Source organism: Helicobacter cappadocius (assembly GCF_030688855.1).
Lineage (GTDB): Bacteria > Campylobacterota > Campylobacteria > Campylobacterales > Helicobacteraceae > Helicobacter_J > Helicobacter_J cappadocius.
On sequence record NZ_JAUYZK010000006.1, the window covers coordinates 71,903 to 97,910 of the forward strand.

Genomic DNA, 26,008 nt, shown 5'->3' on the forward strand with positions numbered 1-26,008 from the left:
AACTAACCAAATATCAGGAGAAGACAAAGAAGCAAATCTATAAAATAAAGTACTTTGCAAAATTTCAGATAAGCAATCATAAATTCTTCTTTTGTTTTGGCAATTTTTAACCGTTTAATCCGAACTATCTCCCCCACAAAAATCACAACCGTAGCAATCACCATCAAAATAACCTTGGCATTGAACATAAAATGTCCCATTGCCATCAAAAAAATCCCTGTAAAAAAAGCAACCGCTATCAAAAAAAAGATGATAGGCATCACAAACCAAATTTTTCTATTCACCCTAACATAGTCCCTCTGATTAAAAAGCGTATAAAGATTGATTATAAATGGAACAGGCATAAAATACATAAAAAAGCTATGAAAAAATACTGAGTCATTGAAGGCTTTAGCAATCGTATTTATTTCTTCCATAAAAACTCCTAATGTGTATTATTATAAAGCAATTCTAGCATTATTAACTTTATTTGAATATTATTTCTTACTTACAAAACTAAAGGATCAATCTCAAAATGCCTAAAGAAGCGGTGTTGCTATTAAATATGGGGGGTCCTAGCAGTCTTTATGAAGTGGAAGGGTTTTTGACTAATATGTTCTATGATCCCCACATTCTTTCAATAAGGAATAGTTTTTTTAGAAAAATGATAGCAAACTTTATCGTATCAAAAAGATCTGAAAAGTCTAAAAAAATATATTCTGCTATCGGTGGAAAATCTCCTATCACTGAGATTACTTTTTCCCTAACTCAAAAACTACAACAAATGGATGAAAGCAGACTATACACCTATGTAATGCGCTACACTCCTCCATATTCAAAAATGGTCTTAGAAGATCTAAAAAATAAAGGAATTAAATCACTCGTACTTATAAGTATGTATCCGCAATACTCTAAAACAACAACTCTTTCTTCAATCACAGATATTTATGATTCGCTCAAAGATTTGGATTATCATCCTGATATTAGGATTATTGATAGATTCTATGCAAACCCAGCATTTAGTCAAGCTGTTTTAGAAGACATTAAAAAATCCTTGAACGGAAAGGATAGTACTGAATTTACATTGATTCTCTCTGCTCATGGTATTCCAGAAAGTGTCGTGAAAAGAGGTGATGCCTACCAAAAAGAATGCGAAGAAAATTTTGAAATTATAAAAAACAAACTCCAAGAACAAGGTATTATTTTTAAAGATATTTTTCTTTCATACCAGTCAAAAGTTGGTCCTATGAAGTGGATCGGTCCTGATACTGACCAAATAATCCAAAAATGTAAAAAAAGCAAGATTATTATCTATCCTATTTCATTCACTATAGACAACTCTGAAACAAAATACGAACTCTCTATACAATACAAACAACTCGCCCAAGAAATTGGGATCAAAGATTATATTGTGTGTCCTTGTCTGAACGATTCAGATTTGTTTGCTAAAATGATTTTACAATACGCTCAACCAAACCGAAAGGATTGAAATGAAAAAAATATTTTTGATGGCAATAACTCTAGTAATTTTAGGTATGTTTTCCATATCTTTATCTGGCTGTAATAGTGATAATAAAGTCGATTCAAGCATTATTTCTGATGGAAGTAACACATCTTCAAAAGTCAGTCAAGAGAGCGAGAATCTGGATAAAAATAGCTATGCAGGACTTGAGGATGTGTTTGGCGATACAAAATTCATAACTCCAAATGGAAAATATATGATGATGGTATTTGGAGCTAATGGTTGCCCTTATTGCGAAGCTCTTAAAAAAGATATTAAAGACACACCTAGTTTGAAAAAGTATATCCAAGATAACTTCACTGCCTATTATATCAACATGAGCTACTCAAAAATACATGATTTTAAAGTCGGAACACCTAATGATCCAAAAGAAATTCAGGTCTCAACTGCACAACTCTCTCGGATGTATGATATAAGACCTACTCCAACAATTGTTTTTTCAGATACTGATGGCAAGACTATTTTAGAATTTCCTGGCTATATGCCTGAAAAACAATTTATGGCGATGCTTGAATTTATTGCTACTGGTGAATGGAAAAAAGCCAAAGATCAAAGACAAATCAATCAGCTACTGCAAGAATATGTTATGAAAAAATCTAATTCATAGGGGTTTTTATGAAAATATTCAAATTATTGTTTTGTTCGTTTTGGGTAGCAATCCCCCTATTAGCAATATATGCAATTGCTTGTGCTATTGCTACTTTTGTTGAGAATGACTATGGAACTGCTTTTGCAAAATCCGTAGTGTATGACACTTGGTGGTTTAATTTTATTCACGCTTATCTCTTTGTGGTACTTATAGGAACTTTAATTGTTTCAAAAGCTTGGAGTCGCAAAAAATACTCTAGTATTTTATTTCACTCTTCCTTGATTGTAATTATATTTGGTGCAGGGGTTACTAGATTTTTCGGCTTTGAAGGCACAATGCATATTCGGGAGGGACAATCAACCTCAATCATTAAAAGTGCTGATAGCTCTATAAACATCACAGCAGTTTCCTTAGATGGAAAAATACAAAAAGTATTTTTCAAAAATCCTATTTTTAGTCATTTTTCTTGTAAATCAGATGAAGTTTCAAAAGAACCCTTGCTAGGATATCCTAAAAAATCTGTGAAGATTTTTGGAAAACCTCTAGAACTCAAATTCATAGCTGCTTGTAAAACCACTCAGGATAAAAACAATAATACTTCATATTTGGTTGTTGAAGCTACTTATGATGGAGTTTCAAAAACCTATAACATTGTCGGAGGACCAGGAATACAAAGTGCTGATGTGCAACTCTCATTTGGAGATACTCTTATTTCGATGAACTGGGGAGTCAAAAATATACATTTACCTTTTGCACTCAAGCTAAATAAATTTGACCTAGAACGTTATCCAGGGTCTAATAGTCCTTCTTCATATGCCTCTGAAGTAGAAATATTAGACACGCAAGGAAACATAATTATGCCTTATAAAATCTATATGAACCATGTCCTTGACTATGATGGCTATCGATTTTTTCAATCCTCTTACGACATGGATGAAAAAGGAACTATTCTTTCTGTTAATAAAGATCCCGGAAAGCGTCCAACGTACATTGGCTATGGAATGCTAATATTAGGTGCTATTTGGATGCTCTTTGCTCGTGAAGGTCGGTTCAAAAAACTGGCTAAATTTTTGCAGAGTCAAAAAATCGCTGGTTTTGCACTAGTGATACTTTTAAGTATGGGCAGTGGATTGTATGCACAAGAAGGAAAAATAGACACTCACGGATCAGCAAACTCACAAACCCTTCCAAACAGCTCGAGCATAAACAGTTCAAATATGCAAAATGATCTGTTTTATAAGTTGCCAAAAGAACAAATTCTTCAAAGATTTAAAAATCTTAAAGAAAACTCTCTAGCACATACAAGAAAATTTTCCCAACTTCAACTTCAAGATTTTGGAGGCAGAATAAAACCTGTAGATACGGTAGCTATGGATATAGTCCATAAGATAACCAAATCAGATGGTTTTAAGGGACTTAGTAACGATCAAGTATTTTTAGGGATGATGCTCTATCCTGATGATTGGAGAGAAATCAAAATTATCTATACAAAAACTCCAAAAATTAGAGAGATATTAGGCACTCCTAGCAATGAGAAATACATTTCCTTTAATGATGTATTTGATTCTAACGGATACAAGTTGCAAAATTATGTCGAAGAAGCAAACCGTAAAAAACCTAACGAAAGAAGCACTTTTGATAATGACATTTTACAAGTAGATGAACGTGTAAATCTTGCTTTTATGGTCTTTACTGGACAAGTTTTAAAAATATTTCCTGATCAAAATTCTCACAAATGGTTAGCTCCTCTAGAAGCAATGGAACATTCCTCGCCTTCTGTCGCAAAAGAAATTCAAAGTATTCTAAATGACATCTATACAGGCTTTGATTTGGGGATTGAAAAAAATGAATGGAAAAATGCAGATATTGCTCTTGATAGACTTGCAAAGTACCAACAAGTTTATGGAAAAGATCTCTATCTTACTAAAACAAAAGTAGATTCAGAAATATTCTTAAACCATATGAATTTTTTCAATAAGCTGACTTTACCTTATATTATTTTAGGGGTTGTTCTTTTTATAGCTGTTCTTGTTAGTATTTTGCGTGATAAACCCATAAATATCTGGTTTGCTCGTGCTACATATACACTAATGCTTATATGCGTAGGCATTCATAGTATAGGACTTATTTTACGCTGGTATGTAAGCGGTCATTCGCCTTGGAGTAATGCTTATGAATCGATGCTCTATATTGCTTGGGCAGCAGGGATAGCTGGAGTGATATTTTTCAGAAAATCAAAACTTGCATTATCAGCAGCAAGTTTTCTAGCAGGAATTGCTCTTTTTGTTGCAAATTTAGGATTTATGGATCCTCAAATTGGAAATCTAGTACCTGTTCTAAAATCCTATTGGCTCAATATTCACGTTTCTATTATTACTGCAAGTTATGGATTTTTAGGGTTATGCTTTATTTTAGGTGTTATCACTTTGGTAATGTTTATTTTTAGGAATCCAAAGCATCCTAACTTAGACTCAACTATTTTATCTTTGAATGCTATTAATGAAATGAGTATGATACTTGGTTTATTGATGCTAACTGTAGGAAATTTCTTAGGAGGAATATGGGCTAATGAATCTTGGGGAAGATACTGGGGTTGGGATCCAAAAGAAACTTGGGCATTAATTTCCATTGGAGTTTATGCTATTATTTTGCACTTAAGATTTTTGAAATTTCGGTTTATGCCATATGTTTTTGCAACTTCTAGCGTGATTGGGTTTTATTCTATTTTGATGACTTATTTTGGTGTAAATTACTATCTATCTGGTATGCACAGCTATGCCGCTGGAGATCCTGTGCCTATTCCTGTATTCTTATATTATTTTATAGCCTTAACTATCATCTTGATTGTTCTAGCTTCTTTGAAAAGAAAGCTAGAGATGCCAAAAATTTAGTGAGGAAAAATAATTGAAAAAAATCATTTTTTTCATTCTGCTTATATTGATTGTATTGCTTATTTTTGGGTATGTTGTAGCATTTACCCAGATTGGCAACAATCTCTTAAAACCTTTTCTTCAATCAAAAATTAATCAATACTCTCCTATCTCTTTGGAACTGAAAGATTTTTCACTCAGACCTACTTATATTAAAATTTCTGCAATCCACAATCATTCTATGGATGTCAAATTAAAAGCCCACTTTTCTCTTTGGAATCAAAATTTTCAGGGCAATCTTCTTGCCAATGGAAAAATTTTTTTTGAATCTGAAATAAAAAATTTCAATATAAAATCAAACTTCAAGGGAAATATTCGGAATTTTATTATTAACGCATCTAGCAATATTGCAAACTCTAACAGTCATATTCAAGCAAAAATAGAATCCTTCAGACTTGAAGAACTTAAAGCTAAAATAATTGGATTAAAAATAGATGATCTCTTAAGTTTTCTAGAAAAATCTCCCTATGTTGGGGGAAATATAGATATCAATGCAGACCTCAAGGGAAACTGGCATACTGCAATGAGTGGAAAAATAAACGGCCAAATTCAAAAAGGCACAATAAACTCAGAATTAGCAAAAAAGAACCTTCACATTAATATTCCTAAAGATACTTTTTCACTAGACCTAAATGCAGATTTTGAAAATCAGACAATCAAAAATAATTTAAAATTTACTTCAAATTTTGGAAATATAAGCACAGATGGCGAAATACAAATTCCAACTTTTGAAATCAACAACCACTACAACATCTCTTTAGTAGATATAGCACCGCTAGGATTAATTCTATCTCAAAACATCAGAGGTGGTTTTAAATCTACAGGGATTTTAAAAGGTAATGAGAAAAATCTTCTTATTCAAGGATATACCGATATTGCAAATTCTGATAGCAAATACTCTTTTAACCTAAGTAAATTTATCCCTCAAAAATTTCAATTTGATGTCAAAAAAATCTCTGTTGATAAAATGCTATGGATGTTTTATAAACCACAATACATACGTGGTGTTGCAACTTTTATGGGGAATATGAGCAATTCTAGGAGCTTAAGCATTTCTGGGAGAGTAAAAGCAAATACTAACCCCAGTATCATCAAAAAATACACTCAGGTAAATATTCCTGATGTCTTTTTTACAGTGCAAACTGGGGCTATGATTACTGATGGGATAGGAAATTTTGATTTTAATGTAGAATCAGCACTTGGATATTTTAGGTTAAAAAATGGAGACATTGATTTCAATAATGCCTATGCAAATGGAAACTACGATCTGCTAGTGCGAGATTTGTCAAAACTAAAAGGACTTATAGGAAGAGACCTAAATGGAAAAATAGAGGCTGATGGAATTATAAAATACGACAAAGGCATCAGTGCTAAGTTTCAAACAACAAGTTTGGATGGAAAAATAAATGGAAGAATCAATCCAAAAAATCTGTACGCTAACTTTGATGGTGTAAATATAGATAAACTCTTTGATATGCTTAAGATCCCAGCTATATTAAATGGAGATATTCAAGGAGATCTGAACTATGATATCACATCTGAAAAGGGTAAAATTTCAACTTCCATTAAAGATGCCAAAATCACTCATCCACAAATAACTAATATTTTTAGAAAATATAGAGGCATTGATACAGATGTACAAGTTTTTGAAGGAGCAAATTTCTTCTCAAACATTGATAAAGGCAACCTTGATGCAAAATTAACGATGCAAAGCACTGATATAAATTTAGATTCACAATACCTAAAAATAGATATTATAAAGAATAAAATCTCTTCTAAATTCAAAATTTCATCTCATCAAGATTATATATATATGTTCATTGATGGAAACCTAAACGAACCTATAATACAACTAGACCCAAGTGAGCTCATTAAAAAAGCGACTATGAAGAACATCCAAAAAAATGCTGATAAAGCTATCAAAAAAATACTCCGTCCAGATAACCAAGAAAAAGTAAAAAAATTTCTTGATGATGTGAGGAAAAACTTTTAAATATCCCAATAGCTTTGGAAATCTAAAAGTTTCAAATTATTTTTTGTTTCTGCTTGCACATTCTGGGCATAGACCAATAAATACAGCTGATGCATCATGTAAAATATAGCCTGTCATCTTCGAACATTTATCTGAAACTTCAGAAACATCTACCTTAATATCTTCAAGTTTTCCGCACTTCTCACAAGCTACATGCAAATGATGATCATAGCTAAGCTCGTAACGTTGCTTTTGAGCTGGGGCTTTTATTTCGCGTAAAATATTCACCTCATACAATGCCGTGATATTTTTATACACCGTTGCAAGGGAGATGGAAGGATAATCCTTTTTGATGTTTTCATAAATATCATCCACTGCAATATGCCCATTTTTCTGAATTTCTCTCAAAATGGCTATCCTTTGGGGTGTAACTTTAAGATTTTTCTCTTTTAAACTCATTTCAAAGTCCATAATCATATCCTCGTTCAACTAAATCAAATTTTTAATTTAAATATGACGGATTGTATCAAAAAATTTTTAATGGATTTTTTAGATTTTTACAAGTTGTTTTCTTGTAAAATAATCCAAACAATCAAATTGCAATACACAAGGAGTTTTGAGTTGTTTGATACATTAAGTGAATCATTTAAAACTGCATTGAACAAAATACGTTTCAATGATGATGAAAAAGCTCTCACAAAAGCATTAGAAGAGCTGAAAAAATCTCTTTTAAAAAATGATGTTTACCATAAAGCCACCAAAGATTTATTGAAAAATATCGAGACACAGACCAAACAAGCTGGAATCGGTAAACAAAATTTCCTAAATGCTCTTCAAAATGCACTTGCACAAATCTTGGAATCTAATGGAAACTATGGCTTTAACTACTCCAATAAACCTCCAACTATCGTTCTTATGACAGGCTTACAAGGAAGCGGAAAAACAACCACCTCTGCCAAACTTGCAAATTATCTAAAAACACGAAATAAGAAAGTTTTGCTCGTAGCCTGTGATCTAGTCCGTTTGGCAGCAGTAGAACAACTAAAGCAATTAGCTTCACAAATTGAGGTTGATGTCTTTTATCTTGAAAACACATCCGCTTTAGAAGTAGCAAAAGCAGCTAGAGAAAAGGCAATTGCTGGGCAATATGATGTAATGATAGTAGATAGTGCTGGAAGATTGGCTATCGATGAAGAGCTCATGGATGAACTTAAATCAATCAAAACTACACTAGAACCCTATGAAACCTTTTATGTTGCAGATTCTTTAAGTGGTCAAGATGGGATAAGGAGTGCAGATACTTTTAATCAAAAAATAGGTATTACTGGAGTAATTTTGAGTAAATTTGATAGTGATACAAAAGGGGGTATCGCACTTTCTATTGCCTATCAACTAGGTATTCCGTTGCGTTTTATTGGAAATGGGGAAAAAATCCCCGATCTTGATGTTTTTATGCCCGATAGAATTATATCTAGACTTATGGGTGCTGGAGACATTGCCTCTTTAGCTGAAAAAACAGCCACTATATTAGATGAACAAGAAGCAAAAATTTTAAGTAAAAAAATCAAAAAAGGTCAATTCACATTCACTGATTTTCTAGCACAAATAGAAAACATCAAAAAACTAGGCTCAATGAGTTCCATTGTTTCTATGATTCCTGGTCTTGGAAATATGGCAGGAGCTCTAAAAAATGTAGATTTGGATAATTCTGGAGAAATTAAAAGGATCAAAGCTATGGTCAATTCAATGACCCCAAAAGAAAGAGATAATCCGGATTTACTTAATGGAAGTCGCAGAAAAAGAATAGCACTTGGAAGCGGACTAGAAGTCAGTGATATAAATCGCATCATCAAACAGTTTGACAACGCTGCTAAAATGGCTAAAAAACTCAGTTCCAAAGGTGGAATGCAAGATCTAATGAGTATGATGGGGCAAATGAAAGGAAAAATCAGGTAGTTTAAGAATTTTAATTTAAAATAGAGTTCTTTTTGGTTATAATTCAGGTTTTTTAAAAGTTGAAAGATAGGATATAGTCCGAAATCTTAAATTTAGAAGTATCAAAATATTACAAAGTCTTCAAGGAGAAACATATGGCAACAGTCATTAGATTAACAAGAATGGGAAGAAAGAAAAAACCATTTTATCGCGTTGTAGTTACAGATTCTAGAAAAAGAAGAGATGGTGGCTGGATTGAATCCATCGGCTTTTACAACCCACTAGAAGAACCTGCCGTAGTAAAAATCGACACTGATAGATTAAACTATTGGAAAAGCGTAGGTGCTAAAATGAGTGAAAGAGTAGCAAAACTATCCTCAAGCAAGTAAAAGATGGTAGAACAATTCTTAGAAAACTATGTAAAAAAAATAGTTCAACATCCTGATAAAGTGAGTATCTCTGTTGCCCCTACCATGGATGGGTGTAGAAGTATCGTTATTTATACTTCACCTCTTGATATTGGTCGAGTTATTGGTAAAGATGGGAAGATGATAAGTGCCTTGAAAACTTTCATATCTGGAGCAAAAGCAAAAGATGGTCTAACCTACAAAATAGTCGTTCAAGCTAATGATTCCAAAAAATGATTCATCTTTAGTCCAAGTAGGCAAATTAGGTAGAACGATTGGTCTTGATGGTGGATTAAAATTTATTTTAAACACTGACTTTCCTCAAAGCATTCAAAAGGGACTGAATCTGACTCTGGTATTTCCTGATAATTTTTCATCTTCTGATTCTTCTTATACAATCAAAAGCTTTAATCCAAACAAATCTGTTGTATTTTTTGAAGGTATTGATGAGATAACTCAAGCAAAAACACTCACGAATGCTATAGCATATGTAAGCATAGAAGATACCAAAAGGCTATGCAAACTAAATGAAAATGAATATTTTTGGTTTGAACTCATTGGTTATACGATCGATGAAAACAACGAAATATTAGGAAAAGTAGTAAATATTGAACGTATTGGAGCAATAGATTATCTCATTATAGAAACTTCAGAAAAACTTGTCTTAGAAAAATTGCCAAAAAAATTTTTGATACCCTATATAGAAGTATTTATAATACAAGTCTCAAGGGAAGAAAAAAGTATTTTTGTCAAAGGTGCAAAATCTATATTAGAAGCAAGTTAATGCAATTTACTTTTCTTACACTTTTTCCAAATCTCATCAATTTTTATTTTGAAGATTCTATCTTAAAAAATGCTGTCTCTAAAAACCTTATTAAAATCAATATTGTCAATATCAGAGATTATTCAAAAGACAAGTACAAAAAGGTCGATCATGCACAAATTGGAGGAGGAGCAGGACAAGTCCTCTCTCCTGATGTCATAGAACATGCCATAAGAGACTTAAAAAATCCTAAACACACTATTTTTTTATCTCCTGCAGGAAAACCCTTCAAACATAATGATTCTGTGAGATTAGCTAACAAAAGTCACATTGTGCTTGTTTGTGGTCGATATGAAGGGTTTGATGAGAGATCTATTGAAATGAATGCTGATGAAGTCTTTTGCATGGGAGATTTTGTGCTAACAGGTGGAGAACTACCGGCTTTATGTATCTGTGATAGCATTTCTAGACAGATACAAGGGGTGCTTGGAAATCCAAATTCACTTGTTGGAGAGAGTTTTCAATCCCATCTTTTAGAAGCACCCAATTTTTCCAGAGTGATGAATTTAAAAAAAGAATTTCAAAATTTTATTCCACCTTCAGAGTTTTCAAAGGGAAATCATAGTAAAATTGCCGACTTGAAAAATAATTTGGCAGTTTCAAAGACAAAGTACTTTAGGCCAGATTTATACCAAAAATGGAAAGCAACAAAAAGGGTGCAAAATGAAAAATAGATATATTGAAAGCTTTGAAAAAACTCAAATTGGCGACAAAAAAGTTCCAACATTCAAGGCAGGAGACACTGTAAAGCTAGGTATTAGAATAAAAGAAGGTGAAAAAAGTCGTATTCAATATTTTGAAGGTATTTGCATTTCTATTAGAGGAAATGGCGTAGATAGGACATTTACTGTTAGAAAAATGGGTGCAAACAATATTGGTGTGGAAAAAACCTTCCCTGCTTATAGCGAAAGTCTTGATACAATCGAGGTTCTAAGAATCGGTAGGGTCAGAAGAGCTAAGTTGTACTACCTAAGAGATAGAAAAGGAAAATCTGCTAGAATCAAAGAATTACGAAAATAAAAAACTTATTAAGAGAAGATGCAATCATCATTTTCTCTTAATTTTTCATTTTATCAGAATGAAAAACTCCCACCTAGCTTCAAATCTAAGTATCTTGGGATTTTGTAACCTTTGGCTTCTCCTATTTTTGTTCCTGTTTGTATAGAAATATCAAAAAGCCCTAGTATATTAATCCCTCCTGTCAATATCACCCCATCATCTTGTCTAATATCCTTCATAAGCCCTGCTCTTAAATCAACATATTTCAGATCAAATTTAACCCCGCCCCCAATCATCTGGCTTTGTTGTTTTTCATAGCTGAAATTCAACATATCATTGGGCAAAATATCTGCATCCAAAGCAAGTGTAAAATAACGTTCATTGTAAGCTATACCAATTCGATACTGAGGCTTTATCATAATATTTTCGGTAGAATATTTAAAAATTGGACTATTGACATTTTTTGCTACAATTCCAAGTGTAAGATAACGAAACTTCGGAAAATCAATTTCATACATCATCCCCAAATCAACCCCAAAGTTTGTAGAGGATTCATAGCTTCCTTTAGAAAAGGGGTTCTTAAAATTATCTTGGCTAAATGAGTTGCCTAGATAAATATTATCTACGGAAAATACACCATTCATCAACTTTAATGCAACTCCAAAGTTTAAATTAGAATTTTCCAGATATAGAGTTTTTGCATATGCAATCGGTATTTCAGAAAGAACAAAAGTAGAGGTCACAAGCTTATGCACATTCCCCTGCTGAAGTGCATAAACAAGAGAATGAGCCTGATAATCAGCTTGAGTAGTGGGCACTGAATCATAACCCCCCATTCCATTTGTTATAAGTTTGTGATAATTGGCACCATCTTGGACAATCAAATCCATACGATCAGGATCTGTTGCAACAGAAAGATTTGCATAAGCTGATCCAAAATACGCTAAGGATACAACACCAAATTCTTCCCTAATAACAGAAGATGAAAGTTGAAAAACAATTCCATTTTGACTGATGATGCTTAAATTATTATCAGTCAAGATATCCTTAAAAGATTCTAGGCTCTCAGGAGAAGATGCGATATTTCGAAAATCTACATTAGCGAGTTTATCTATATTCTTTTGCCTATACTGAACGCCAATGCTATACCCAAATTTTGTTTTATTATCAGCACTCAAGAGTGCGGGATTATAATATATCCCATAAGGAGAAGAGCTCAATGCCACTCCCGCTCCACCCATACCAGCAGAGACATTTCCCATTCCCCCAAACTCAAGTGCAGCAACATTTGAGAAAAATGTTCCTAAAGCACCTAAGAATATAAGGATCTTTTTCAATGAATACCTCTAATTGAGTATATATATTTCATAAAAACTCAAGGCTTTATCAAATTTATTTTGCAACCAAAACAGGAATAGGCGATGAGTTGATAAAACTATTTTGATGGGAGCTGAATATTCGATGCAACAATGATGACTCACTCGCACCAATTACCAACAAATCATATTGATCGGCAATCTCCAAAACAACATCAATAGGATTACCTGTTTTAAGAATCTTTTCACATTTTAAGCCTTCTTTTTCAAAGGTTTTTTCAAACTCATCAAGAATCTCATTTGATTTTTCTTTTTCGATATTTTCAATTGTTCCATAATCCACAATCCCACTTTCAGCATAGACCAAAACTTCAGGAGTTACATGCAAAAGAGTCAGAGCAACTTTATCCTGACTACCAAATATATTAATAATGGTTTTTATGGCTCTCCTGCATTCTTCTGTATCACTCACACCAAATAATAGTTTTACCATTTTGAACTCCTCTTATTCATTGATAATATCAAATATTGTATCAGAAAATTCCATAACATAAGGCAAAATTTTTATGTCCTCTTGTATCTGAGAAATCTTCTCTCCTATAATTGCAATACTGTCGCATTCATTAATCACACTAATAGCATTTGATCCATAATTTCCACCCTTATAAACTTCAAACTCTCCTTTAGTATATCTACCTAAAACCATATTTACTCTTCCATTTTTTAGCTTAATAGGGGCTTTTAACTTTGCAAAAATGGGTTTTGGATAGATTTTATTTGCTCCAGAGAGTTTTTGAATCGTTGGCAAAATAATAGTGTTGAGAAGAGTGATTGCACTAAGTGGGTTTCCAGGTAAAGAAAAAATCGTAGAATTTCCCAATACGGCTAACATAATAGCACGTCCAGGCTTGATATTTATTCCGTGATATTTGATTTGAGCACCAGAATTTTTCAGAGATTTTTCGAAAAAATCAGCCTCCCCAACGCTCACTCCACCACTAGTAATAACAATGTCGTATTTTTGAAACACTTCAATTTCTTTTTTTAAAACATCAAGATCATCCTTCAAAACACCTAAATATTCAGCCACATATCCATAAGCTCGTAATAAAGCTATGATAGAGACCGCATTGATATTATATATTTGATGTTCTTTTGCACTCTCCCCAGGTTCAATGATTTCATTTCCGCTAGAATACACGGCGATTTTAAGTCTCTTATAAACCTCCACATTTTTGACACCCTGAGAAGCTATGAGGCCAATAAGTCCATGAGTAAGTCTATCCCCCTTTTTTGCTATTAGATCTCCTATAGATTTTTCCTCACCTTTAAATCGAATATTTGCATTTGGTTTGAAATCTTTTACAACTCTTATATAACCATTATCCTTGAGTTCCACATCTTCAAAAGGAACAACTACTTCACTCCCCTTAGGTAGCATCCCCCCTGTCATCACTTTTATACATTCTCCATCTAAAATCTCTAAATCTCGTGCATCATCTCCAGCTAAAACCCTGCCATTAATTTTAATATTCTTTTTGATGTCTGAAATTTTCAGTGCATAGCCATCCATAGCAGAATTATCAAATGCTGGAAGAGATTTTTCACAGATAATATCTCTTGCCAAAATCTCTCCAAAAGCCTCATAAATACTTTTTTGTATAACTCCTAGCACTACAGCACGAATGGATGAATTGATTTCTTGTGCTTGTTTTAAAGAAATTGCATCCATATACTTCCTTTCAAAATAATTTTTTTAATGCTAAAAATGCCAAATTCAATTCATCTTTAAAGCGAATCATAATTGCAGGAATAATCAATATAATCACTACCAAAGCAATACCTATTTTTACAGGAAAACCAATTGCTAAAAGATTGAATTGTGGGTGAGTTTTCATGATCATGCCAAAAATAATATCACTCAAAAGCACTAACCCCAAAATAGGAAACGCCATTGCAAAACCGATTAGAAACATATCTGTGAATGCCTTTGTCAAATAAGATACAATATCATTACTCAATACAAACCCTCCTAGAGGAATACTTGAAAGAGTATGTGCGACAAACATTAACACAAAATGATGAAAATTAGCACTAAGTGCGATAACAATTGCCAAAAGAGAGATTGCTTGACCTACAATAGGTTTTTGAGATCCACTCATTGGATCATATGCACTTGCCATCGTAAGCCCCATCGAGAAACTAATAGAATCTCCTGCAAAACTAATCGCTCCAAATACAATCTGCAAAGCCAATGAAGCCACAAAGCCCAAAAGTATCTCCATCGCTCCAGCTATAAGAAAAGTATCTATAGTAAAATTAAATGCAGGATGTGGAAGAAGAGGAAAAAATAACACTGTCATAAAAAAAGTCAAAGCTCCGCGAACAGAGATCGGAACAAGCTGATTATCAAAGAATGGGAAAAAAGTAAAAACTCCTGCAAATCGCAACAATAGTAAAAGAAAATTTCCCACATTCCCATCAGTGAGAGTGCTTAGAAGTTCCATTATTCAAAATCCCTAAAAATAGACCCTATATCTACATCAGCAACAACATAACTAGAACATTTTTGAAAAATACTCTTTGCCCCATCACTAAGTTCAAGGCTTGATATACCATGAGAAATAGATATTTTTGCTTCCAAAAAGGCACTCAGATTGTCGCATATTTTCAAAAACTCTCCATAAACAGGGCTATACTCATCATAATTATAATTTTCCATTAAATCTTTTGCGTCTTTGGCAACTTTGGTAAAACACTCCACCTTATAACGATTACTAAACTCATTTTGGGTGAAATATACAATATCATCAGCAATATTATGAGGCACAATAGACAATATCTTACTCCTAACAGCTTCTTCTTCTATTTTTTTAATATGATCATCTAGCCCCATCACATTGCGCTTGATAGGTGAAATAATATCCCTTGTGAGTATCTCTGGAAGATCATGAAAAAGACCTCCTAAGAAATGGTTGATTCGCATTTGTTTGCAGGTTTTAATATCTAAACTGAGCAAATATGCACTGATTGCCACTATCAAGGTATGTCCCAAAACACTTGTAGCAGGAACTCTTGGAGTTTGACTCCAACGTTTTTGAAATCTAAGTTGTCCAAACATTGTGACAAGCTCACGTACCTTCTGAAACATCACAATCTTTTGTACTCCAGACAAATGATAATGTTCCTCAACCTCATCATCAATAATTTTTTTGATATTTTTCATATCATACATATAAGGATTAAAATTATATATAATATCAAACTCCCATTTAGAAGCATAAAAATGTGCCGCTCTAAGTATCTCAACTTCTATAGAAACAGTAGAGGTGGATAAATACTGCTCCATCTCAACAAAAAACTCATACTCGCCTAGCTCTTCTTGTAATTCAGCAATAACATAACGGGCAAGTTCGGTTTGATGGTGTTTTTGGAGTTGATGAAAAACAGGGGGTTTAATATCAGTAAGAACTACACGTGCAAAAAATTCAAAACAAAAGTATTTAATAAGCTTTTCCCAATCAATACAAATCCCTCTTTCTTGTTCTTCATATCTTGCTAGAAGATAGGCGATGACCATTTTATGGGCTTGTTTGTCAAGCTCGACAAACTCCACTGGACAAGCCTGATCATTCCATCTACGTATAGAAGCTGCTACAAAAAGCCGACGTAAAAGCTTTGATTTCAAACGAGGTTTTGAAAGTTGCATAGGTATTTCCATATATTAAATATTGTTTAATTTTACCATAGTTTTATAAGGCATAAGAAGTGCTAGAGATGGAAGGGGCAAAAGCCCCAAAAAAAGATTTAGAAATTATAACTTACATACACACTTACAGATCTTCCAGGTGCTGCTTGTCTTCCCACAGGAGAAGTACCAATACCCCTAAAATAGTACTTCATGTTAAAAATATTATTCATAGCCAAACTTCCACTGATGCTTTGTCTTCCAGACTTCCAAAGAGTTCTTGAGACTTGAGCATTCCATACCCAATACCATGGGAGTTTTCCGGCACTGCCTGAAGAATTTTCAGCAACTGTATTTAAAATATCTGTATATGCAGGACTATAAAAATAACTAGAAACTCCAAAACTTGTTTTTCCTAATGTATAAATTCCATCAAATACAAACTGATGAGGAGAAACATAAGGAAGCTCTTTGCCTTTGATATTTACACCTGCTTTATTTGCTTTATTATTTGCAACCGCAGCATTTGTATAGGTATATGCTGCATGGAGAGTTAGATTTTCAATAGGTGAATAATATCCCTCTAATTCTACCCCTTGAGATATAGCAGATATAGGTTCTGTAGCGAATTTTCCAGTGCGATAATTATCTGCAAAAACTGCAAAATAATTCACATTCATAGATAACATATCATTTAGAGCATATCGTGTCCCAACTTCTGCTGTTTGAAAGGTGGTTACATAATTTGTATCTGTGCCGTCAATATCGCCTGTTTGAGGTGGAATAAAACTTCTTGTATAATTGGCATAAAAAAGTAAGTCTTTGATGGGCTTGAACCCGATATTAATCGCAGGGTTGAATTGATTATCAATTCGATGATAAATACTTGTAGTAGATTTTGATTTATCGGTTTTTTCGTTTGTATAGTTTAAAAGTTCATAACGCAATCCAGGAGTTACGCTAAACATACCATCTAAAAAACTAAGCTCATCGCTGAGATAAAGTGCTGTATAGTTGTTATGCAACACATAAGGTTTGGGATCTGTTATCGTTCCTGTTGCATAGGTAGTCTTATATCCATGTCCATAGATATCTTCAGTGAGAAATCTTGCTCCAGCAATGATGTTTTGCTTCAATACACCAGAGTTAATCGTCATATTCACTTTAGGTTCCACTCCATTAACTACAAATCTTCGAACATTATCTGAAACATCTGCCGGATTTTTATCATAACCTGCAGAAATCTTATTGTAATTAGAGTCAATAGTAAAATTTCTCGTCATATCGTGGTTGAAATAGGTAAAAGTAAAGTTTCCACCGACTTTGTCTATATCTCCAAAATAATTCGTATAAGTCACTCCAAATCGCTTTGCCACGCCATCATCACTATTGTTTGGACGTTTATTTTGGAATCTATCAATTTCATAATCCTCTACGCTCAAAGAACCTGGATCCTTAGCAAAATAGCTATAGTATTGGTAATACATTTTGATATTATTTTCTGCATTGATCTTATAAATTGCATCTAGCATATAGTTCTGCACACTTGTATTGCTATTTTCACGAAAACTCTGACCGCCTACATAGTTTGCTTGTGCCTGGATACCAAAATGTTCATTTATCATTCCGCCCGTTTTGAGATAGGTATCAAAAAGCATATTGTTTGCCACAGGTTCGCCATTTTTTCTAAAAGGTGAGCCCGTGTCTTTTCCCCAAAATGTAATCCTTTCAGAGATCTGATTTTGCCACTGCTCAGGTATATCTTTGGTGATAATATTAATAACCCCACCAAAGGTGTTAGGTCCGTATTGCACACTTGCCCCCCCCTTGATAACATCGATGCGATCAACGGCTTCAAAAGTAACAGGAAAAATAGCTAATTCAAGATTGGAATAAGGACCCCCGTAAATAGGAATACCATCTAAAAGAATCATACCTGTATTGCTATGTCCATTTCCAGCACCACCAAAACCTCTAAAACTTATCTTTGGCAAAACGCCTGTTCCACTATAATCCCTAATCTGAACACCAGGTATATTCTGCAACGCCTCATCTACAGTTTGATTTGCAGTTTCTTTGAGTTGTTTTCCTGATATAACAGTTCTAGATCCCATATAGTTTTTGACCTCATCAGAACGCCAACTCTCTGGAGCACTATCAACTCTCTCAGCAGAAGCCTCAACCTTTTGGAGAGTATAATCTTGTGTAGAATCGTCTGCATTAAGCCCTACCAATAACCCTAATCCTAGAAACACTAGTTTCATTCTCATATAAATCCTTAACTATAATTTTGATAATTGATTTTGAAATAATATAAAAATGAAAATTAATATCAGTTTAAAAATTAATCACTTATAAGAAGAATCGCCTATTGCAGATTTTTATAGGCGAAATAAAATGCTAGGATAGACTAAAAATTCATACTCAATGATATCCAAAATCTCCTGCCCTCTTGGGTAACATTGTATCGATTTACAATAATATCGTGTTTTTTACTATCTTGTTTTACATAAGTGTAGTCTTGGAAATTTTTATCAAATAGATTATAGACTCCAAAACTTCCTCGCAAGTTTTTGCTAAATGAATAACTTGCAACCAAATCAAACACCGCATAAGGATTATAATGCCCAATAGCTGTTGCAATCTCTGAACCTTTTGCACCATTTATTACTGAAGTGGTAGGCAAAATTGCTCTTGAGGATTTGTAATTTCCCATAAAATAAATATCAAATGCCTTGTATGTATAATCAAGCTTTCCATAAACTTGATGTCTTGGAGTATCTACAAGCGGAGAATTTTTATACACGCCACTTGTATAATGACTGTCTAAAAATGTATAAGATGCCTGAAGAGAAAATCCAAAAAAACTTTGCGAATCAAAATGTAGCTCTACACCCTGCACATAAGCTCTATCTTGATTGGAGAAAAGAAAACAATAATTATAAGATGTCGTGTCATAAGGCACGCAAGTAGGATTATCAGATGGACTGACTGAAACTTTTGCTATCTTATCTCTAAAATCATTATAAAAATAAGTCAAACTAGCTTGTCCAGCTTTTGGAACATCAAATACTGCTGAGATTTCATAGTTGATACTGTGTTCGGGTTTTAGATTTGGATTACCTATATAAGGAAATGCTCCTTGTGATCCATAGCCATTGACACCATTTACAAGTTCATTAATATAAGGAGCCTTGTAACCTGTAGAAATTCCGCCCTTGATAGTAAAAAAACTAACAGGCGTATAAGCTGCATAAACTCTAGGAGAAAAATTTGAATGGTAGGTCTGATTATAATCATAACGCAAACCTAATGTAATAGCAAGAACATCTAAAGGATCCCATTCATCTTCTACAAACAAAGCTCCTGTATTTTGTGCAAACTCTGAAGGCTCTACTAGCAAATCACGCATCCATTGAAACCAATATCTTCCCCCAACAGTGAGATTATTACTATACCAATCCTTACCAAGTGCAGAAACAAGCTTGGTATCTACAATAACATCGCGTCCCTCTAGTCCTCTGTTGTTATAATTTTTGGTTTTACCTGGCTTATGCCCTATAATACGACCTTTGTTAGCCGTATCATTGTATTGTATGGAGGTATTCCATTTTCCAAAATCATAACTCCCCTCGTGTGCTAATATAAAATTTGCCCTAGCATTGACATAATCTTTTGTAGCACTCAAAGCCCCTCCTAGCTGTTCATTAGAGTTATCATAGTCATCATAAAAATACTGGGCATCTATATAAGTATAGTTTTTGTCATCAATTTGATAAGCCAATCGCCCACCAATATCATAAATATTTGATTTTGTAGGAAGTCCTATATAAACAGGCGTAGTGGGTTGTCTTATGAGGGTTTGATCTCCTTTGGTATAAGGCACACTCGTATCCCAAGCGGTACGAAAATATTCTCTGCTTCTAAGTGAGAAAGAAAGCTTGTCTTCAATGATGGGTGCAGATAAATACATATCTTGAGAATATTGTGAACCATATTTTTCAAAGTGCTGGTTTTGCACACTTGAAAGATTCATTGCTCCTTCAAAATGTTTCATATTGGGTTTTTTGAGGATAATATTCACAATCCCTCCAATCGCATCGCTACCATAAAGAGTACTCATAGGTCCTCTAATAACCTCTATCCTATCAATAGAAGATGTCGGGGGAATAAAACTTGTAAAGGCTTCTGACCATCCCACATTATCTGTAGCTACATTGCCTCCAGCATCTTGTCTGTGTCCATCCATCATTATAAGTGTATAATCACTAGGCATACCACGAATACTAATATTAAGTCCCCCTGTTTTTCCCATCTCCGTACCAATATCAACGCCCGGTACTCCATTTACTGCACCAGCTAGATCAAAAAACTGCTTTTGGGTTAGAGATTTTCCAGTAATGATAGAAATACTTGCTGGAGCCTCTTGTATGTTTTGTTCAAATCCACTTGCAGATACAACTGATTTACCTAATGTGTAAGTCTGTGTATCGCCCACTAGATTATCCTCAGCAAATAATAAAGATAATAAAAATAAAAACGATAGCCATACCTGTTTTTTCATAAAAAAACTCCTTCAAAAATTAAAATTTTTGAATACTATAATAACAATTCTTATATTCAAATTAATTTATCAAGAAATTATGGATAAAATATGAGGAAATTAAGAGTAGGAATAACAATAATACTATGTGTAGATAGTGGAAGATTGACCCAAAAATGGGTCAAAATATAAGATTATTTTTTTATGATATAAGGAACAGCATTCACTCCAGCTTGAGCAAGTTCTCTGCCAATAATCATCATTTTTGAAATATCCACACCTCCTTTTGGTTTGTAGCTCTTCTCAAAAGCTTCATGGATTAATTTTATTTTATCTTTTTGAGATTTTTTATCTTTTATTTCCTCATAAAAAGTTGCGGCTTTTTTTACAGAATCCATTCCTAATGCCCCGATAACAAGCATATAAACGTTTGAATTTTCCAATGTCTCACCAAGCTTTTGAATTTCTTGATGGCAATAAGGACAATTAGGATCAACCACCATATAAGTAATTTTTGATTTATTTTTTCCTTCAAGCTTTATAACTTTATCATTGTGTTTTTTGAAAACTTCTAATACTGATTTTTCTCTAATATTATCGTTATGTTTAGTTATTTCTTCATAAATTTTCTGCAAGGTATCTTTAAATTTTTCGTTCCCAGAAATCAATAAATCAGGAATTCCTATAACCGTTTTTCCATCTTTACTCGATAACACAGGTATGCGAAAACCATCAGGTTGTTCCAAAGTGGTGATGTTAAGTCCATCTACCCCACTATCAACAGAATCTATGACTTTAATATCAATACCCTGATCTTCCTTGAGAGTCTTTTCTATAGGAAGATTTGCATACAATACACAAAAACTGATAAGTAAAAATACGAGAGTTTTTTTCATTTTTGTCCTTTTTAAATTGATAAATCAAATCATATTCAAATTTGGTAATCAAAACTTCATTTTGATACTTTCAAGTAGCCTTGTGATTTTAAAAGCTCCACGATTTCCTTAAAAATTGGGGCAGCGGTTTTGCCTCCATAATAGTCCTCGTTTTGATGAGAACCAAAGGCCACCACTCCAATTGTATAAATATTTTCGCTGTCTCTAACAAAACCAAAAAATGATCCATTATATAAACTATCATATTTTCCTTGTTTTGCAATTCTTGCCGTACCTGTTTTTCCTCCCACAATAAGCCCATCTACCTTTGCAGGTTTTCCTGTTCCAACATTCACCACTTTAATAAGCGTATCTTGCATTTTTTTAGCCGTAGCAGAAGAAATAACTTGTCTATTTGGAGGGAGTTTTGGAATATAAATATCTCCATTAGGTGCTTTGAGATTTTGTGTGAGATGCGGGGTAATGAGATAACCACCATTGGCAAATACGCTATATGCTCTCAAAAGCTGTATAAAAGTAGTTCTCAGTCCATAGCCATAAGAAGCACTAGCCTTATAAGTCTCTCCACTCAATAATCTAACACTTGGAATCAGACCATTTTTTTCATAAGGCAAGTCAATCCCAGTATTTTCAGATAGTCCAAAACTCTTGAGTCCATCATAAAATTCCTTGCCACTCAATCGTTGTGTGATTTTTATCATTCCTACATTGCTTGAACGAATCAAAATATCCTCAATAATAGGATTTTTTAGAGGAATAGTATCATCACGAATTGTGTATTTTCCAAGCTTATACACACCTTTATTTAAATCGATGCTTTGCAACGGGTTGATGAGATTTTTATCTAGCAGTATCGAATACACTATAGGTTTTATGGTGCTACCAGGCTCATAAGAAGTTTCAATCGCATCAACATTCAAAGAAGAGTAATCTGTTTTTTTGATATTTTTAGGATCAAAACGTTTGGTCGTTGCCAAAGAAAGAATCTCCCCTGTTTTGGGATTAATAATACCCACTACAATTTCTTTAGATTTATATTTTTCATTCGCATTATCCAAGATTTCCTCTACCCTTTTTTGGAGCTTCAAAGGAATGCTAAGCTGGACATCAAAACCATCTTGACGAGCTTTATATTTAGAATCTTTATTTTGAATGATATTAAATCCTATATCACGTTTCCCCTCAAGTTTTCCATCTTGTTTGGGAGATAAAATCCCATCGCGATATTTTTCAATACCCTTCACGCCTTCTGTTGTAGTAATCCTTCCATTTTCGACTTTTTTGGTGTAGCCTATTACTGGTTCAAGAATATTTCCATAAGTGTAAATACGGCTCACCCCACTTACCTCAATTCCGATGCCCATTTTTTGTACAATCCGTCCATTTTTATCCTCATATTCTCTAAAAACATCATAAGCTAGAAGCTTAGAATTCAGCTCTCTTAGATTTGCAGCGGTATTTGGACTGATGTTATAGGAAATCACAATATAGCCTTTTTGTGATATTTTCTCTAAAATAATAGGCTTTGGAATATCACTATAAATGGAAAAAAGATTTACAAAAAGCTGTTTCTTATCAGGATCGATTGATTCGGTATTCACACTGACTTTATAAAGTTTCTTGCTAGAAGCGAGATCAAAGCCATCTTGACTATAAATAGAACCTCTAGTGGCAACATCAGTTTTTGTAACAATAAGAGTGGGAATTTTACGGGGAATGATGATTTTGGTATAAACGATAATGGCAAAAATACCAAAACACAATACGAGAACTAAAAATACAAGGAGGACTTTTTCTGATTTTCTTGATCTTTCATCCATCTATATAAACTTAAATTTGTGTCCTCAATATCTCTTTGTATGCACTAATAGCTTTATTTCTTACTTCTAGCATCAACTTCATGCTTGTCTCTGCCTTGCCAATAGCTATGGCAGCTTGATGCAAATCTTTTATCTGACCACTTGCCATATCAGCAAGAGCCTTATCAGAAGTTTCTTGAGCTTGATTAAGTTCATCAATAGACTTCTTCAAAAGCTTGGAAAACTCTCCGCCCTCATCTGGCTTCACAGGAGAGCTAGAAGAAACACCTGACAATGGCTTGGTAAGAGAGATATCATTTTTGATATTTTCCATTTTGCTTCCTTAAACTTTAAATTCTCAAGCTTGTAACATCACAATAGCGTTACTTGCCATATTTTTAGCACTTTGAAATGCAGCTACATTTGCCTGATATGCTCTTGTAGCTTCAATCAAATCAGCCATTTCGACGACGGGATTGACATTTGGATATGCCACATAACCTTCGGCATTTGCATCGGGGTTACTAGGATCATACTTCATCAGAGGCTCTCTGTCGTCTCGAACGATTTTATCAACATACACACTCATTATAGCAGGTTTTGGCAACTTTCCAAAATCTCCCTCATCAAGAGGATCTTCATACTCTGCATTATTGTTATTCTTAGCAAGTTTTTCATTCAATACTTTATTAAAATCAAATGCCCTAAGTATCACTTCTTGTCGTCTATAAGGTCCTCCCTCATCAGTTCTAGTAGTATTAGCATTAGCAATATTTGAAGAAATAACATTGACTCGAAATCTTTGTGCAGATAATCCATACCCACTGATATCAAAACTAGATAAAAAAGCCATTAAAACCCCTTTAATTATAAATTCTTGCCTGAATCGATCGCATAAGCAAAAATTCCTTTATGCTTCTTCAGTGCCACTGTAAGTGCTTGATACATCACGCTGTTTTTTCCCATCTCACTTGTCTCGACATCTAAATCTACGCTATTGCCATCATTTCTAGCTAAATGTCCATCACGAAAAAACATTGAGGCTCTATTATCTTCAAAATCCTTCCCCTGAAGGTGTTTTGAAGAAGTTTGTGCCATCTTGAGTTCTAGATCTGGCTTGGCTTGAAGAATTTTTGCCTCCTCTTTAGCGAGATAGGATTCAAAATCAATATCTTTAGGTCTATAAAAAGGAGTATCCACATTTGCGATATTACTTGCTATTAAATCTTGCCTAACAGATCGATAGTCAAGTGCTTTATACACAAGAGGATATATCTTAGAAGACTCAAAATAAGACGAATTCATCACAAACTCCATAGATTTTATATCCTCTTATCAAGCATTTTTTATTCCATTTTTTATGATTTTTTAGAGACTATTTAGATTCTTTGAAAAAATTTTCGATATGTTTTTTGTCTTTTTTGAAATTCAAAAAAAGATTATCCCAAAATCCATCATAATCACTTTTATAAACTGCTTTGGTTTGTATTTTTGGCTTTAAATCTTCAAAAGTGGCATTCAAAAAATCTCTCAAATTAATATAATCTTGATAATATTGTCCTGAAACAAAATAATTTCGCTTGATCATTCCTAAATGAAACCAAAAATAACCCAAATTCCTAAAACCTGCATTTCCGACTAAATTCTGCATTTCAACGCCATGATCTTTGAAGTAACAAAATAAATTCTTAGAGTTTGGAGCAAATATACAAGTATCCACTCCACCATTTGTGCAGTAAAAACGATTGTAATGAAGAGATAGAGGGATAAAATAATCAAAGAGTTCTTTTTTATAAGTTTCTGATCTAAGGGTTGTTAGAGTTTTATTATTTGCACCAAGTTGCCCCCCCCCCCCCCGCAAGGTAAGCTGGAAACCACTCATTCCAAATAAACATTTTTTATTAATCCAAGTCACAAATGAAATATACACTCTAGTAGGCAATATGGAATAAAGAAAATTATAAAAGGGTCTAAAAAGTCTCCCAATAACTCTATTGATAAAACTCCGATGTGATTTAGCAAATCTATCTGCATACAGAATATTATCTCTTAATTCTTTGAGTTTATCAGTCCAATAGATTTGATCTGCATCAATTTTCATATAGTATTTATATGAAATCTCTTTTAAACCAAAATTAGTGTAATGGGAAAAACTATGGATGGAATTATTTGGAATATCATCTTTCAAATCATTGGTATCATAAATATCAGTATCTTTAAAATGAGCAATAGTGGCAACTTCTGGGGTGTAATAAAATAATTTTATTTTCTCTGGATATTTTTGTTTCTTTTGTTTGCAAATTTCATAAGTTTCATCTATACCCCCATCATTGATATATGGCTGAACAGTTATAATAAGCTCATCTAAGGCAGGAATAGCAGTTTCTATCGCCTCTGAAACGCTATAGCTTTCATTTTTTGCTCTCAAATGGCCACTAATACCTAATTTTCTAGGATTATCAAGTCTTCTTATCTCTTCAGTTCTTATGCTAAATGGAGAGTTTTCCTCAAGAGAAAAATATTCCTTATTTAAATCATACTCATCAAAGACTAAATTAGGACTCTTCTTTAATTCCATCTCATCTCTCCGCTCAGATTATTTCTCAAGCC

At 33.5% G+C, this 26,008-nt stretch carries 25 protein-coding genes; 10 read left to right on the forward strand and 15 right to left on the reverse strand.

Annotated elements, in window-relative coordinates; genetic code table 11:
- Positions 1-2: 2 nt before the first annotated feature.
- Positions 3-416, reverse strand: coding sequence for a hypothetical protein (locus Q5I06_RS05220; RefSeq protein WP_305517091.1), 414 nt, complete (start codon positions 414-416; stop codon positions 3-5).
- Between the two features lie 98 nt (positions 417-514).
- Between Q5I06_RS05220 and hemH the strand changes: the two genes are divergently transcribed.
- From hemH to Q5I06_RS05240, 4 genes are read left to right on the forward strand one after another with little or no spacing between them, the layout of a single operon-like run.
- Positions 515-1,468 (forward strand): ferrochelatase, encoded by a 954-nt coding sequence (hemH, locus tag Q5I06_RS05225; protein ID WP_305517092.1) that lies wholly within the window; start codon positions 515-517, stop codon positions 1,466-1,468.
- A 1-nt stretch (position 1,469) separates the two neighbouring features.
- Entirely contained in the window at positions 1,470-2,108 is a 639-nt protein-coding gene (locus tag Q5I06_RS05230) for a SoxW family protein (protein ID WP_305517093.1), read from the forward strand.
- Between the two features lie 8 nt (positions 2,109-2,116).
- On the forward strand, positions 2,117-4,981 hold the full coding sequence (locus tag Q5I06_RS05235; RefSeq protein ID WP_305517094.1) for a cytochrome c biogenesis protein: 2,865 nt from the start codon (positions 2,117-2,119) through the stop codon (positions 4,979-4,981).
- A gap of 13 nt (positions 4,982-4,994) precedes the next feature.
- The gene (locus Q5I06_RS05240) at positions 4,995-7,013 is read left to right on the forward strand and encodes a hypothetical protein (RefSeq protein WP_305517095.1); all 2,019 of its coding nucleotides are present in this window, start codon (positions 4,995-4,997) and stop codon (positions 7,011-7,013) included.
- A 36-nt stretch (positions 7,014-7,049) separates the two neighbouring features.
- On the opposite strand, the gene Q5I06_RS05245 is transcribed toward Q5I06_RS05240, so the two are convergent.
- Positions 7,050-7,463 carry a Fur family transcriptional regulator gene (locus tag Q5I06_RS05245; RefSeq protein ID WP_305517096.1) on the reverse strand — a complete coding sequence of 138 codons (414 nt, stop codon included), beginning with the start codon at positions 7,461-7,463 and terminating at the stop codon, positions 7,050-7,052.
- Positions 7,464-7,613: 150 nt separating this feature from the next.
- Here Q5I06_RS05245 and ffh point away from each other — a divergent pair, with 150 nt between their 5' ends.
- The 6 genes from ffh to rplS all read left to right on the forward strand — a co-directional run bounded on the left by ffh (position 7,614) and on the right by rplS (position 11,177).
- Complete coding sequence (ffh, locus tag Q5I06_RS05250) at positions 7,614-8,948, forward strand: signal recognition particle protein (RefSeq protein WP_305517097.1); 1,335 nt, start codon at positions 7,614-7,616, stop codon at positions 8,946-8,948.
- Positions 8,949-9,082: 134 nt separating this feature from the next.
- Positions 9,083-9,316, forward strand: coding sequence for a 30S ribosomal protein S16 (gene rpsP, locus Q5I06_RS05255; protein ID WP_305517098.1), 234 nt, complete (start codon positions 9,083-9,085; stop codon positions 9,314-9,316).
- A gap of 3 nt (positions 9,317-9,319) precedes the next feature.
- The gene (locus tag Q5I06_RS05260) at positions 9,320-9,571 is read left to right on the forward strand and encodes a KH domain-containing protein (RefSeq protein ID WP_305517099.1); all 252 of its coding nucleotides are present in this window, start codon (positions 9,320-9,322) and stop codon (positions 9,569-9,571) included.
- Positions 9,555-10,118, forward strand: coding sequence for a ribosome maturation factor RimM (gene rimM / locus Q5I06_RS05265; RefSeq protein ID WP_305517100.1), 564 nt, complete (start codon positions 9,555-9,557; stop codon positions 10,116-10,118). Before Q5I06_RS05260 ends, rimM begins: the two co-directional genes overlap by 17 nt.
- The gene (gene trmD / locus Q5I06_RS05270; RefSeq protein ID WP_305517101.1) at positions 10,118-10,831 is read left to right on the forward strand and encodes a tRNA (guanosine(37)-N1)-methyltransferase TrmD; all 714 of its coding nucleotides are present in this window, start codon (positions 10,118-10,120) and stop codon (positions 10,829-10,831) included. Before rimM ends, trmD begins: the two co-directional genes overlap by 1 nt.
- Positions 10,821-11,177 (forward strand): 50S ribosomal protein L19, encoded by a 357-nt coding sequence (gene rplS / locus Q5I06_RS05275; RefSeq protein ID WP_305517102.1) that lies wholly within the window; start codon positions 10,821-10,823, stop codon positions 11,175-11,177. The genes trmD and rplS overlap by 11 nt, the downstream gene beginning before the upstream one ends.
- 53 nt (positions 11,178-11,230) lie before the next feature.
- On the opposite strand, the gene traF is transcribed toward rplS, so the two are convergent.
- From traF to Q5I06_RS05340, 13 genes are all read right to left on the reverse strand, one after another.
- Positions 11,231-12,493 (reverse strand): conjugal transfer protein TraF, encoded by a 1,263-nt coding sequence (traF, locus tag Q5I06_RS05280; RefSeq protein WP_305517103.1) that lies wholly within the window; start codon positions 12,491-12,493, stop codon positions 11,231-11,233.
- A gap of 55 nt (positions 12,494-12,548) precedes the next feature.
- On the reverse strand, positions 12,549-12,965 hold the full coding sequence (locus Q5I06_RS05285; RefSeq protein WP_305517104.1) for a universal stress protein: 417 nt from the start codon (positions 12,963-12,965) through the stop codon (positions 12,549-12,551).
- 12 nt (positions 12,966-12,977) lie between these two features.
- Positions 12,978-14,204: a molybdopterin molybdotransferase MoeA gene (locus Q5I06_RS05290; protein WP_305517105.1), complete on the reverse strand. Its 1,227-nt coding sequence runs from the start codon at positions 14,202-14,204 to the stop codon at positions 12,978-12,980.
- Between the two features lie 10 nt (positions 14,205-14,214).
- Positions 14,215-14,979 (reverse strand): flagellar biosynthetic protein FliR, encoded by a 765-nt coding sequence (fliR, locus tag Q5I06_RS05295; protein ID WP_305517106.1) that lies wholly within the window; start codon positions 14,977-14,979, stop codon positions 14,215-14,217.
- The gene (locus Q5I06_RS05300; RefSeq protein ID WP_370690928.1) at positions 14,979-16,181 is read right to left on the reverse strand and encodes an HD domain-containing protein; all 1,203 of its coding nucleotides are present in this window, start codon (positions 16,179-16,181) and stop codon (positions 14,979-14,981) included. The genes fliR and Q5I06_RS05300 overlap by 1 nt, the downstream gene beginning before the upstream one ends.
- 98 nt (positions 16,182-16,279) lie before the next feature.
- Complete coding sequence (locus Q5I06_RS05305; RefSeq protein ID WP_305517108.1) at positions 16,280-18,424, reverse strand: TonB-dependent receptor family protein; 2,145 nt, start codon at positions 18,422-18,424, stop codon at positions 16,280-16,282.
- A 146-nt stretch (positions 18,425-18,570) separates the two neighbouring features.
- Positions 18,571-20,724, reverse strand: a complete 2,154-nt coding sequence (locus tag Q5I06_RS05310; protein ID WP_305517109.1) for a TonB-dependent receptor domain-containing protein — start codon at positions 20,722-20,724, stop codon at positions 18,571-18,573.
- Between the two features lie 173 nt (positions 20,725-20,897).
- Positions 20,898-21,599, reverse strand: a complete 702-nt coding sequence (locus Q5I06_RS05315; RefSeq protein WP_305517110.1) for a hypothetical protein — start codon at positions 21,597-21,599, stop codon at positions 20,898-20,900.
- Positions 21,600-21,655: 56 nt separating this feature from the next.
- Positions 21,656-23,419 carry a peptidoglycan D,D-transpeptidase FtsI family protein gene (locus tag Q5I06_RS05320; protein ID WP_305517111.1) on the reverse strand — a complete coding sequence of 588 codons (1,764 nt, stop codon included), beginning with the start codon at positions 23,417-23,419 and terminating at the stop codon, positions 21,656-21,658.
- A gap of 10 nt (positions 23,420-23,429) precedes the next feature.
- Complete coding sequence (gene fliE, locus Q5I06_RS05325) at positions 23,430-23,732, reverse strand: flagellar hook-basal body complex protein FliE (RefSeq protein ID WP_305517112.1); 303 nt, start codon at positions 23,730-23,732, stop codon at positions 23,430-23,432.
- 24 nt (positions 23,733-23,756) lie between these two features.
- A complete protein-coding gene (flgC, locus tag Q5I06_RS05330) occupies positions 23,757-24,251 on the reverse strand; it encodes a flagellar basal body rod protein FlgC (protein ID WP_305517113.1) in 495 nt (164 codons plus the stop codon).
- Positions 24,252-24,265: 14 nt separating this feature from the next.
- On the reverse strand, positions 24,266-24,703 hold the full coding sequence (gene flgB, locus Q5I06_RS05335; RefSeq protein WP_305517114.1) for a flagellar basal body rod protein FlgB: 438 nt from the start codon (positions 24,701-24,703) through the stop codon (positions 24,266-24,268).
- 70 nt (positions 24,704-24,773) lie between these two features.
- Entirely contained in the window at positions 24,774-25,976 is a 1,203-nt protein-coding gene (locus Q5I06_RS05340) for a hypothetical protein (RefSeq protein WP_305520915.1), read from the reverse strand.
- Positions 25,977-26,008 lie beyond the last annotated feature (32 nt).